Genomic DNA, 12,588 nt, shown 5'->3' on the forward strand with positions numbered 1-12,588 from the left:
GGCACGGCCGGCTTGGGCACAAAGCCGGCAAGCCATTGATATAAATAGATTTTTCTTCGACAGATGGAAAATGAATGCCGGATTTTGGCTTGTTGAAGTGCCTCTATTTCTATATATTTATCTAGCTATATATAAATTAAGAGAACATGAAAAAAGTCGTCATCGGCTTCATCGGCACGCAACTCGACCGCGGCAAGGGCTCCGCGCGCTGGGAGAAATGGCGGCCCACGGTCGCACTGTGCCAGCACGAAGACCTGCTGGTAGACCGCTTCGAGCTTCTCCATACGGCCCGCCACCGGACGCTGGCCGAACAGGTCGCGGCCGATATCGCCAAGGTTTCGCCGGAGACCGAGGTCAGGCTGAACCTGCTGGCGCTGGAGGATCCCTGGGATTTCAGCGAGGTCTATGCCTCGCTGCATGAGTTCGCGCGCGGCTACCGCTTCGATACGGAGCGCGAGGATTACTGGGTGCATATCACCACCGGCACGCACGTGGCGCAGATCTGCCTGTTCCTGCTGACCGAGGCGCGCTACCTGCCGGCCTGCCTGCTGCAAACCTCGCCACCCTTGCGGCAGGCCAGTGGCCAGCCGGGCAGCTATGCCGCCATCGACCTCGACCTGTCCCGCTACGACCAGCTCGCCGCGCGCTTCTCGCGCGAGCAGCAGGACGCGGTATCGCTGCTCAAGTCCGGCATCGCCACCCGTAATCCCGCCTTCAACCGCATGATCGACGAGATCGAGCGCGTGGTGCTGCGCTCGCGCGCGCCGGTGCTGCTGACCGGCCCCACCGGCGCCGGCAAGTCCTTCCTGGCGCGGCGGGTGTTTGAACTGAAGAAGGGCCGGCATCAACTGAGCGGCGGCTTCGTGGAGGTGAACTGCGCCACCATCCGCGGCGACGGCGCCATGTCCGCCTTGTTCGGCCACGTCAAGGGCGCCTTTACCGGCGCGCAGGGCGAGCGCACGGGCTGGCTGCGATCGGCCCACCAGGGCCTGCTTTTCCTGGACGAGATCGGCGAGCTGGGGCTGGATGAGCAGGCCATGCTGCTCAAGGCAATCGAGGAGAAACGGTTCTTTCCCGTGGGCGGCGACAAGGAGGTGCAGAGCGATTTCCAGCTGATCGCCGGCACCAACCGGGACTTGCGCGTGGAAGTGCGCGCGGGGCGTTTCCGCGAGGACTTGTTCGCCCGCATCAACTTGTGGACTTATCGCTTGCCGGGGCTGGCCGAGCGCCCCGAAGACGTGGAGCCCAACCTGGATTACGAGCTCGCGCGCCAGGCACGCGAGCTCGGCAGCCAGGTGCGCTTCAACAAGGAGGCGCGCCTGGCGTGGCTGGATTTCGCGGTGTCCCCGCAGGCCTGCTGGCGCGGCAACTTCCGCGACCTCGCGGCTTCAGTGACGCGCATGATGACGCTGGCCGACAGCGGCCGCATCAATGCGGCCGCCGTGGACGCGGAGATAACGCGCCTGAGCGAATCCTGGCAGGACGGCGACGACGAACAAGAGAACGGCAAGGTGCCCGGCCAGCCCCTGGCACAAGCGCTGCTGGACCCCGCCGTGCTGGCCGCCACGGACCCTTTCGACCTGGTCCAGCTCGACTACGTGCTGGGTGTGTGCCAGCGCAGCCGTAGCCAGGCCGAGGCCGGGCGCCAACTGTTCGCGGTTTCGCGGCTGGGCAAGAGCAGCAGCAACGACAGCGACCGGCTGGCCAAGTACCTCGGCAAGTTCGGCCTGACGTTCGCCGCCGCCAGCCAGGCCTGAGGGGCGGCCCCCCGTCCTCTGCGTGAGGAAACGAAGCACGAAGCCCGCTCAGGCCATGCCGGCCTGGCCAATCGCATCGGCCACGATCCGCGCGGCCGTTGCCAGCACGTCGTTCCGATATGCCGCGTCCTTGTCGCCTTGCGTGAAATAGATCGCCATCACGACAGGCGACTTTCCGGGGGGCCACGCCACGGCAATATCATTGGCCGCGCCGTAGTCGCCGGAACCGGTCTTGTCCGCCACCTGCCAATCCGCCGGCACGCCGGCACGGATGCGCGTCGCGCCGGTCGTGTTGCCGCGCATCCATGCCACCAGCCTGCCGCGTTCCGCCGCGCCCAGCGCATCGCCCAGCGCGAGCCGTTGCAGGCTCCGCGACATCGCCGCGGGTGTCGACGTGTCGCGCGGATCGCCCGGTATCGCCGTGTTGAGTTCGGTCTCCCAGCGGTCGAGCCGGAACGCGTCGTCGCCGATCGAGCGGGCAAACGCCGTCACGGCGGCGGGACCGCCAAGTATCTTCATCAGCAGGTTGGCAGCCGTGTTGTCGCTGTACTGGAGAGCGGCCGCGCAGAGCTCCGAAACCGTCATGCCTTCGCCTGCGTGCTTTCCGGTGACCGGTGAATACGCAACGAGTTCGTCTTTCGTGTAGGCGATGCGTCGTTGCAGCAGTCCGCTTTCCGCCGCGCTGCGCTGCAGGATGGCGGATGCCGCGAGCACCTTGAATGTGCTGCAGAGCGGAAAGCGTTCGCTGGCGCGGTGGCTGATCCGCGCGCCGTTGGCCGTATTCAGCGCCGCGACCCCAAGCCGCCCGCCCGCTGCGGACTCGAGAGCGGCAAGGCGGTCTTGCGCCGCGGCGCTCCCCCCGGCTCTGCCTGCCAACGAGGTACAGGCGCTGGTGAAAGGAACCGAAGCAGCGGCAAGCAGCAGCGTGCGGCGAACGGGTGAGTGTCTCATCTGTCTTTTCCTGTGATGTTGGAACGGATGCCATTTGCCATTCCGGCTGACATGGCATCCGTCGGATGCGGCGGCCTTAGCGGGAGGCCAATAGTCCCGGCAGCTCCTGCATGAACGCTTCCCGCGTGCGCAAGCCGGCGCCGACCGACTCCTTCTTTTCATCCTGGGTCAGGCGGGCAAACACCACGCTGCGGCCCGCCTTCGTCGCCCAGCCGACAAACCATCCATAGCCGTGGTTCCAGTCCTCGGACCCATTGGCCAGGATCGGAGCGCCGGTGCCCGTCTTGCCGTGCACGGCCCATCCGTCCGGCAGCACGCCGATCGCCATGATCCGGCTCATCATGTCGTAAGCATGCGCGGAGACGGGCAATTTGCGATTGACCACCTTCGCCAGGAAGGCGACCTGCTCCAGCGGCGAGATCCTCAGCGACGAGCTGAGCCATGAGTGCGTCAGCCCATTGTGCTTCCCGGGGTCCCCCGACACATCGCCGTTTCCATATTGAAACTCGCCCACATAGCGCCGGAAGCGCGCTTCGCCAAGCTGTTGCGTCAACTGCTGCGAGTACCACACGACCGAAGTCTTCATCCAGCGTTCGGGATCCGTTGTGACGCGCTTGGCGGGATTGCTCTCGCGATACTCCGCACGAAACGGCATGGCCGGCGCATGCTCGTCCACCAGCAGCCCCGAGTCGAAGCCCATCAGGCTCAGGGGCACCTTGAACGTCGATGCGGCGGTCACGCGCTGGCCGCAGGTGCCCTCCTGTTTCAGGATCTTGCCGCTGGCGGCGTCCGCCATTACCGTGCAGAGCACTTCCGCACGGGCCGTTGAGACCGAGAGCGCCGCGCATAGCGCGGCCAGGATTGCGGTTTGCTTCAAGATTCTCTCCATTGTTCTTAGTAGTGATCGGAGCCACCCCGCGCCGCCGTCGCTGCGAAGAAGTGGCGGTCCCTGCAGCCGTGCCGGTGACGTGCCGGGGTACGAACATCGGCAAGGGAGCACGGGATTGCTGGCCAGGCCTGGCGAACGAAGCGGAGCATAGGAGTCCGGCGGCACGCCGCCAAGAGCATTTGCTGTAACCTGTGTAACCTGCGCGTTCCGGCGGTGCTCGCCGAAGGCGCCCACGGCCCTCCAATCGATCCGCGAACGCATGCCCCAGCCCTCCCTCACCATCGAGTTGTCCGCGCCCTTTCGCGTCAATGGCGAGCCCGCGCGCTACCAGAGCCTGTGGCTGCTCGCCGCGGTCTGCCTGGCCGCGCGCAAGGGCGCCACCGGCGTGCCAGCGGTTCTGTTGCGAACGCGCTTTCCCGACGCCGCCAATATCCGCATGCTGGTCTCCCGCGCCTTTGCCGATTTCGCGCGCTGGGACATCCCGGTGGGCTGGGGGCCGGATCGCAGCCAGTGCGCCGCCGGGCTCAACCCGGCGCACCGCAGCCGCGGGCCGTTCTGGATCACGCCGGCGGCCTGCAAGCGCCTGCGTTTCACCGTGGACGGCCGCCGGGCCGGCGATGCGGCGCTGGCGCGCTTCGTGGGACCGGCCACGGGCGCCGCGCAGCGCGCCGGCAAGGGGGGCGATGGAAATCCCGGCAGCCCCGGTAATCCTGCCGTCGACTACGTGATGCGCGACATCAGCTACTGGAGCCACCTCACGCAAGCCATGCGCGGCATGCAGGACGGCGTGGGCGTTGCGGGGGGTAGCGCCAGCAACGGCGTGGCCAACGCCCTGCGCGCGGCACAGCGCTGCGCCACCGACGATTTCCAGCACGCCTTCGCCCTGCTCAAGGAGAGCCTGGCGTGGCGGCGTGGCGACGACCTCGCGCGCAGCCGTGCGGCGCTGCAGCGCTTTGACCGCATCGTCGGCACCGGCACCGTGGATACCGCCCTGCCGACCTTCGCCGCCATGGCGCGCGTGGTGCGCGCCTGGGAGCGCTATGCCGGCAACCAGATGGAAGCGGCGCAGGCCGAGCTGGAGAGCCTTGCCGCCGACCCCGCGCTGCAGCCGGTGGTGCGCTACAACCCGCGCGTGCGCTTTGAAACCCTGAACCTGGGCGCGCTGATCCACAAGACCGTGGCGATCCGCGACATGGCCACGCAGCCGGAGGCAGGCCGGCAGGCCGCCGAAGCCGCCGTGGCAGGCTTCTCCGGCGCGCTGCAGGCCGCGTACGAAGCGGACTCGGTAGATGCCGCGCAGCACGTGGCCGCCAATCTCGGCCTGTGCCTGTGGCTGTTCTGGAACCATGCCCTGATCGACCCGGCGCGCCAGTGGCCCGCCGGCCAGGTGCAGCGCCAGTCGGTGCGCTGGCTGGGCTTGTCGGAGTGGATCTGCGACCGCTTCGGCGCAGGCGGCGGCTCGGCGTGGAACATCATCTTCCTGCTGCGTATCGCGCGCGGCAACTGCGCGCAGGACGGCGGCGGCACGCTCAAGACGTTCCGCGCGCAGCGGCCGCTGCTGCTCGACGAAGCCGTGGACGCGCTGCGCCCCTTCCATGCGCCGTTTGCCCGCGCCAAGGGCTTTATCAGCTGGTCTTCGCTGGCCGGCTTCGCGCTGAACGAGCACGATGCCGGGCACGTGCATTACGGCGCCCTGCAACTCGCCAACCTGCTGCTTGAAGCCAGCTGGTTCCACACCTTCGAGCACGGCGACACCCCCGCCGCGTTTGCCACCGTGGAGCGCCTGGCCGGCCTGCTCGGCAAGCTGCGCCCAGCGGAGCGCCGCTTCTTCCATGCCGCCATCACCGCGCTGCCGCGCGAACTGCAGCTGGCCGCGGCTGAAGCCACGCGCGCCGCCCGCCGCGGGGGGCCAGGGCCGCGGCGCTGACACATAACGTTCATCGCGCCGAAACATCCCTTCCGTATATTTCCGCCTCGCTAACAAAGCGGACAGGGAGATATAACAATGGGCAACCCCAAAGCGAACCGGCGCGCCGGAGCCGCCACACGTGTCGGCATCGGCGCGATCCTGGCGGTGCTGGCCACGGCAGCGGTACTGCACGGCTGCGGCAGCGACGGCACCGACGCGGCAGCCGCGCCGGTGGCTCCGGCCGCCCCCGCCGCTCCCGCCGCGCCGGTCGTGCCGGCCGGCGATGCAGCCAGCACCAGCGCCAACATCCAGGCCGCGTGGGTAGAGATCGGCGACAGCAACCAGGCCATCGCCCGCGTCATTACCAGCTATGTCGCGCCGGCCGCCGCCGCGGGCAGCGCACTGCCGTCGAATGCGCTGTGCCCCTTGCTGACGGTAGATGGCGTGCAGCAGCGCATGGCGCTGCGCGTGGTCGCCGGCACCATGCCGCTGCGCACCACCGCCAGCGCCGCTGCCGACTCCAAGCCATCGGACTTCCCGGTCTCGGTGTGCGAAGCGACCCTGCCGGCCAATGCGGCCGCCGCCAGCGTGGCGGGCCAGACACTGCCGCTACCCAAGGCCCAGCCGCAGCGCGTGCTGGTGCTGGCCGACACCGGCTGCCGCCTGAAGAAGGCGGATAACGCCTACCAGCCTTGCAGCGACGGCACCGCGTGGCCGTTTGCCGCGCTCGCCGCCACCGCCGCCGGCATGAACCCCGACCTGGTCCTGCATATCGGCGACTACCACTATCGCGAAAACCTCTGCCCGCCCGATATCGCCGGCTGCCAGGGCACGCCGTGGGGCTATGGCTGGGATACCTGGCAGGCCGACCTCTTCAAGCCCGCCGCCGCGCTGATGGCCAAGGCACCGTGGGTGGTGGTGCGCGGCAACCATGAGGAATGCGCGCGCGCCGGCCAGGGCTGGTTCCGCTTCCTCGATCCACGCCCGTACTCGGACGCGCGCTCCTGCAACGACCCGGCCAACGACGGCAACGCCAACTACTCCGAGCCCTACGCCGTTGCGCTCGGCACCGGTTCGCAGGTCATCGTCTTTGACTCGGCCAAGGCCGGCAAGACCGCGCTGCCCACCAACGACCCGCAGTTCATCGCTTACCAGAAGCAGTTCCAGACGGTGGGCTGGCTCGCCGCCAGGCCGGGCATGAGCACCACCCTGTTCACCAACCACCATCCCATCCTGGCCTTTGCGCCGGTGGCGGGCAACAACCCCGCGCCGGGCAACCTGGCGCTGCAGTCGGTGATGAGCAACGCCAACGCCCAGGCTTATTACCCGGTCGGCGTGCACGTGGCGCTGCACGGCCACGTGCATGACTTCCAGGCCATCAATTTCGCCTCCGGCCACCCGGCCACCATCGTGTCCGGCAACGGCGGCGACAACCTGGACGTAGCGCTGCCCGATCCGCTGCCGCCCGGCACGATTCCCGCGCCCGGCACCGTCATCGACAAGATCACCCATCACAGCAGCTTCGGCTTCGTGATGATGGAGCGCAACGCATCGCCCGCCACCGGCTGGACCTTCAAGGCCTATAGCGTGGCCGGCAAGCTGATGGCTACCTGCGTGCAAACCTCCAATACGCTGGCTTGCGACAAGACCGGCTTCCTGGCGCCGTGAGCGCAGCCACGCGCGCCGCCATCGCCCTTCTGGCCTGCGTTGGCGGTGCCTGCCTGGCGGCGCCGCCGCCCGGCGTGGCGCTGACGCCGGGCGCCCCGCCCGCGGGCGTGGTGGCGACCATCGGCAACGGCACGCCAAAGGTCACCGCCAAGGTGGACCCCACCGCCGCCGTCTTCCGCCCCGATCCTGGCCTGGCCGCGCTGGGCAAGCGCATCTTCTTCGACGCCCGCCTGTCGGAGCCGCGCGGCACATCCTGCGCCGCCTGCCACGACCCGGCGCGCGCCTTCGCGCCAACACTGTCGCCCGCCGCTCTGGCCGGGCCGCACGTGCCCCAGGGCAGCCGGCCCGGCCGCTTCAGCCTGCGCAACGCGCCGTCGCTGCTTTACGTGCGCTACATTCCACGCCGGCACTTCTACCAGGACGACGACGCGCCCTACGCGTCGCCCTTCGGCGGCCTGTTCGCCGACGGCCGCGCCGACACGCTCGCCGAGCAGGCGCGCGGCCCCTTGCTCGATCCCAACGAGATGAACAACGGCACCCCCGCCAGCCTGCTGCGCAAGGTCAAGGGGACCGGGCTGGCACCCGCGCTGGCCCGGCACTTCGGCGCCGCGGTACAGACCGATCCCGAGCAAATGGTGAGGGCGCTGGGCAAGGCGCTGGAGGCCTACCTGCAGAGCGATGAGATGGCGCCCTTCAGTTCCCGCTTCGATGACTACCTGCGCCACCGCACGCCGCTGGCACCGCAGGAAGCGCGCGGCCTGGCCTTGTTCAAGAACCCGGACAAGGGCAATTGCATGAGCTGCCACACGCTGGCGGACACCGCCAGCCGTCCCGAGCGCTCGCTGTTTACGGATTTCGGCTACGACGCCATTGCCGTTCCGCGCAACCGCGCGCTGGCCGCCAACCGCGACCCCGGCCATTTCGACAACGGCTTGTGCGACAGCGCCCGCCGCCTGCGCTGGCCCGAGCCGGAGCAATGGTGCGGCTATATCCGCACGCCCGGCCTGCGCAATGTGGCGGTGCGCCAGAGCTTCATGCACAACGGTGTGTTCACCACGCTGCGCGATGCGGTGGCGTTCTACAACACGCGCTCGACCGATCCGGGCAAGTGGTATCGCGGCGCCAGGACCTTCGACGACGTGCCTGCGGCCTACCGGGGAAACATCAACATCAACTCCACGCCGATGAACCGGCGCGCGGGAACAGCCCCGGCCATGACCGAAGCGGAGATCGACGATCTCGTGGCATTCCTGCGAACGCTGACCGATGCGCCTTATGCCGGCCTCATGCCGGGCGCGGCGGCGGCACAGCGCTGACCGGCCCGGCTACACGCTGCGCCGCGGCAGCGCCAGGCTGCCTCACGGCGCCGCGCAGACCGCGTCCGCTTCAAAGCCGCGAAAGACCTGTTGCGTAGGATCGGGCGTTGTTGCGATGGCGCCGCCCTCTGCCCGGACCAGCCGCAGCACCTGTCCGCCGCAACTCTTCGCGGCGGCATTGCGCTGAAAGCGGAACTCATACTCCCAACCTGGCAGCGGCACAAAGGAAATGCCCACCGCGCAGCGGTAAGGCTGGTCGTCGGCGGCCGATGCCGCCATCGCGGTCAGGTAGATCCGATGGCCTGCCAGCAACCACCGTTCGCGCGTGCGGCCGGGGGGCTCCGGCGAGATCCCCACCATCGCCAGGCCGGGTTCCCTCCCCATCGCCGTGATCTGGTTTCCCGTCGCGGCCAGCAAGAGCGGCTTGGGCGGCTTGGGACATTTACCCGCATCCACCACGCTGAAGGTCGTGTTGTCTTCCGTGTTGGTCAGCAACCGCACACGGGCGGCGGGTGCGCCGGTCTCGACCCGGTAGTGGGACACGCAGCCGGTCAGCGCGAGCGCCAGGAGCGATGCCGGGCCCAGAGGGATAACGGCTTTGCAGACTTTCGACATGGGAATGCGGGAAAGTTGGCTGTTGGCAGAGCATACGCGCATTGATTCGCCATGCGCGTCCACCGGATGCCCGATGGCGCCAGCCGCGATCCGCCAGGTACAGGCATGTTTGACTTAGCGCTTCCGCAGCGCGACGGCGTCCCGACGATCACGAACTGCGCGTCGCCGGGGATGCGGTCAATGGCGCCGCGATTGTCCGGTCCGGGGGCCCGGCCGCCATTCCGGGAGGACTTGCCGCAAGTAAAGACCTGGCGCAAAGTGAGCGACACGCACGGATGCCCGCGCCGCAAGCGCAGCATCGGTCACCGTGCGCAGCTCTCGCCAACGGAGGTTCCCATGGCCGGTTCAGCGCAATCCTTCCAGGAATTCGAACGGGCTGGCTGGGAGGACCCCGCCACCGTCTCCGGATACGACGAAAACCTTTCGGGCGTCACCATCCAATCCATCGGCGCACTGCTGGATGCGGCGGCCGTTGGCGACGGAACACAAGTGCTGGATGTCGCGACCGGCGCGGGCTATGTGGCCGACGCGGCGGCGCGGCGCGGCGCGCATCCGGTGGGCATCGACTTCGCGGCCGCGCAGGTCGGGATGGCACGCCAGCGCTATCCCGCGCTGCGCTTCGAACAGGCCGATGCACAGGCGCTTCCGTTCGAACCGGGCACCTTCGATGCGGTCGTCAACGCCTTCGGCATGTGCCACCTGCCCGATCCCGACCTGGCGCTGCGCGAGGCCTTGCGCGTGCTCAAGCCCGGCGGGCGCGTGGCATTCACCGTGTGGGACGTGCCGGAGCGCGCCGTGGGATTCGGGGCGCTCTATGCCGCCGTGCGCGCCCACGGCACATTGGATGTCGGCCTGCCGGCGGGACCGAACTTCTTCCTGTTCAGCGATCCGGATGCGTGCGCAAAGGCGCTGCTCGGCGCGGGCTTTGTCTCCCCCTCCTGCCGCCAGGTGCCGCAGAGCTGGCGCATGGCGACGCCCGACCAGCTCTTCCAGATGGTCGCGGCGGGAACGGTGCGCGCATCTGCCACCCTGCGTGCGCAAAGCCCGCAAGCCAGGGAAGCCATCCGCGCAGCGCTCCGGGACACCGTTGCCGCCTATGTCAGCGGCGACGCCTTCGACGTGCCGATGCCGGCCCTGCTGGCAACCGCAGTCAGGCCATAGCGCGAACGCCGGCGCCGCGCAAAGGGTCGCTTAAGCAGATCCAAATTGACTTCGATTTCGTTCGGAACTACCCTCGGTTGAGCCATTGACCCAGCCCTGAGCGGCTGTTCACGTGTGTTCGCATCTGTTCGCGGCTGCCCAGGGCGAGCCGGCATAAGAGAACAACAAGACAAAGACAACAATAGAGACAGCCCCACCGTGCCTCCCCGCCTGACCGACCTCCGCCCCGTCCTGCCGATCCTGCTCGGCGCCTCCGTGATGCTCAGCCTGGCCATGGGCCTGCGACAGAGCCTGGGCATCTTCATGCCGCCCCTGACCAGGGACATCGGCATCTCGGTGTCGGACTTCACGATTGCGATTGCGGTGCAGAACCTGGCCTGGGGCCTGCTCCAGCCGCTGGCCGGCGCGTGGGCCACGCGGGTAGGATTCCGGCCCCTGATGATGAGCGGCTCGCTGCTCTATGTGCTGGGCCTGGTGCTGCTGGCCACCGCCCACGGCATCGTGGGCGTGACGCTCGGCGCCGGCGTGGCGATCGGGGCGTCGATGGCCTGCACCGGCAGCGCCATTTCCATGGCGGTCGCGGCACGCCCGGTGCCGGCCGCCTTGCGCAGCACGGTGCTGGGCATCGTGTCGGGCGCCGGCTCGCTCGGGGCCCTGGTAGCCGCGCCGATCGGGCAAATGGTGGCGCAATCCTACGGCTGGCGCGTGGGCCTGGCGGCCTTTGTCGTGCTGGCGCTGGTGATGCTGCCGGCCGCGTGGTTTGCCGGCAAGGTGGATCGCCTGCCGCTGCCCACGCCGCCGGGCGGCGTGCAGCAAAACGCGCGCGAGGCGCTTGGCACGGCCTTGCGGCACAAGGCCTTCCTGGTCATGGGCGCCGCTTATTTCGTCTGCGGCATGCAGCTGGTTTTCCTCACCACGCACCTGCCCTCGTATCTCGACGTCTGCGGCATGGACCCCATGCTCAGCGCCAAGGCCCTGGGCGTGATCGGCGGCTTCAACGTGCTGGGCAGCCTGTTCTTCGGCTGGGCCGGCGGCCGGGTCAACAAGCTCATGCTGCTCGGCACCATCTACACCGTGCGCTCGCTTGCGCTGACCTGGTATTTCTCGTCCGCGCCCACGCCCGGCAGCACGCTGGTGTTCGCCGCGGTGATGGGTTTCCTGTGGCTGGGCGTGGCACCGCTGGTGGCAGGCTGGATCGCCGAAACCTTCGGCCTGCGCTGGCAGGCGATGCTTGGCGGCGTGGCATTCTTCAGCCACCAGATCGGCAGCTTCGTCGGCGCGTTTGGCGGCGGGCTGGTCTACGATGCGCTGGGCTCTTATACTCTGGCGTGGCAAATCGGCGTGGCGCTGGGACTGTCCGCGGGACTGACGCAGATCGCCTTCGCGTTTGCCACCCGGCCGCGCCCGCCGCAGGTGGTCGCCACGTAAGCGGCCCCGCCCGGCAGCCCGCCACGGGCGCCGGCATCCCGGCTGCGGCCGGAACGACAAGGAGGCAACCATCATGGCCCTGACGCTCCATGCTCATCCGCTGTCCTCTTTTTGCCACAAGGTGCTGATCGCGCTTTACGAGAACGGCACGCCGTTTTCCACCCATCTGGTCAACCTTGGCGAGCCGGACTCCCGCGCCGCCTTCCTGGCGCTCTGGCCCATCGGCAAGATGCCGGTCCTGCGCGACGACAGCCGCGGCCTGACAATCCCGGAAAGCACGATCATCATCGAGTATCTCGACCGGCATTACCCCGGCGCGCGCCCGTTGCTGCCCGCCACGGACGACGAGCGCCGCGAGGTTCGGCTATGGGACCGCACCTTCGACCACTACGTGCACATCCCGGTGCAGAAGATCGTGGGCGACCGGCTGCGGGCCGATGGCGAGCGCGATCCGCGCGGCGTCGCAGACGCGCAGGCCACGCTGCGCACTGCCTATGACATGATCGAGCAGCACATGGCGGACAGGACCTGGGTGGCGGGCGAGCATTTCACCCTGGCGGACTGCTCGGCGGAGCCGGCGCTGTTCTATGCGGGCATGGTGATGCCGTTCGCGCAAACGCATCCGCGCCTGGCCGCCTATGCGGAGCGCCTGTGGGGCCGCCCGTCCGTGCAACGTGTCATCGCCGAAGCCCGCCCCTACTTCCACCTGTTCCCGGTCAAGGGCGCCATCCCGGCGCGCTTTCTCCGGGACGAGCCGCCGGTTGCCTGATCTTCCCTGGGGACGCCATTCGATGTCGGCTGCCGCAATAAGACGCGAGTCCGGGAGCCGCGGGCCGGGCAATGCGTCGGCGCGGCCGGCCGGCCGGAGCCGCCTCCCGAGACCGCAAGTGACGT

General features: G+C 68.6%; 10 protein-coding genes. 7 read left to right on the plus strand and 3 right to left on the minus strand.

From position 1 onward, the window contains the following. The first annotated feature begins 146 nt into the window (after positions 1-146). Positions 147-1,757: an RNA repair transcriptional activator RtcR gene (gene rtcR / locus AC1DS6_RS17635; protein ID WP_477102827.1), complete on the plus strand. Its 1,611-nt coding sequence runs from the start codon at positions 147-149 to the stop codon at positions 1,755-1,757. Between the two features lie 48 nt (positions 1,758-1,805). On the opposite strand, the gene bla is transcribed toward rtcR, so the two are convergent. Together bla and blaOXA are read right to left on the minus strand one after the other, a co-directional pair. Continuing rightward, entirely contained in the window at positions 1,806-2,708 is a 903-nt protein-coding gene (gene bla, locus AC1DS6_RS17640) for a class A beta-lactamase (RefSeq protein WP_477102828.1), read from the minus strand. A 76-nt stretch (positions 2,709-2,784) separates the two neighbouring features. Beyond that, entirely contained in the window at positions 2,785-3,597 is an 813-nt protein-coding gene (blaOXA, locus tag AC1DS6_RS17645; RefSeq protein WP_477102829.1) for a class D beta-lactamase, read from the minus strand. A gap of 259 nt (positions 3,598-3,856) precedes the next feature. Between blaOXA and AC1DS6_RS17650 the strand changes: the two genes are divergently transcribed. The 3 genes from AC1DS6_RS17650 (at position 3,857) to AC1DS6_RS17660 (ending at position 8,490) form a co-directional block, all read left to right on the plus strand. After that, positions 3,857-5,524, plus strand: a complete 1,668-nt coding sequence (locus AC1DS6_RS17650) for a hypothetical protein (protein ID WP_477102830.1) — start codon at positions 3,857-3,859, stop codon at positions 5,522-5,524. A gap of 78 nt (positions 5,525-5,602) precedes the next feature. Then, positions 5,603-7,174: a metallophosphoesterase gene (locus AC1DS6_RS17655; RefSeq protein ID WP_477102831.1), complete on the plus strand. Its 1,572-nt coding sequence runs from the start codon at positions 5,603-5,605 to the stop codon at positions 7,172-7,174. Next, positions 7,171-8,490, plus strand: a complete 1,320-nt coding sequence (locus AC1DS6_RS17660) for a cytochrome-c peroxidase (RefSeq protein WP_477102832.1) — start codon at positions 7,171-7,173, stop codon at positions 8,488-8,490. Before AC1DS6_RS17655 ends, AC1DS6_RS17660 begins: the two co-directional genes overlap by 4 nt. Before the next feature lie 42 nt (positions 8,491-8,532). Here the strand turns inward: AC1DS6_RS17660 and AC1DS6_RS17665 are convergent, their stop codons facing one another. After that, on the minus strand, positions 8,533-9,105 hold the full coding sequence (locus tag AC1DS6_RS17665) for a hypothetical protein (protein WP_477102833.1): 573 nt from the start codon (positions 9,103-9,105) through the stop codon (positions 8,533-8,535). A 336-nt stretch (positions 9,106-9,441) separates the two neighbouring features. Here AC1DS6_RS17665 and AC1DS6_RS17670 point away from each other — a divergent pair, with 336 nt between their 5' ends. From AC1DS6_RS17670 to AC1DS6_RS17680, 3 genes are all read left to right on the plus strand, one after another. Beyond that, positions 9,442-10,266 (plus strand): class I SAM-dependent methyltransferase, encoded by an 825-nt coding sequence (locus AC1DS6_RS17670; RefSeq protein ID WP_441633378.1) that lies wholly within the window; start codon positions 9,442-9,444, stop codon positions 10,264-10,266. Between the two features lie 258 nt (positions 10,267-10,524). Next, entirely contained in the window at positions 10,525-11,694 is a 1,170-nt protein-coding gene (locus tag AC1DS6_RS17675) for an MFS transporter (RefSeq protein WP_045241227.1), read from the plus strand. 73 nt (positions 11,695-11,767) lie between these two features. Beyond that, entirely contained in the window at positions 11,768-12,463 is a 696-nt protein-coding gene (locus tag AC1DS6_RS17680; RefSeq protein ID WP_441633376.1) for a glutathione S-transferase family protein, read from the plus strand. Positions 12,464-12,588 lie beyond the last annotated feature (125 nt).

It is taken from the genome of Cupriavidus sp. 05L310 (assembly GCF_056398185.1).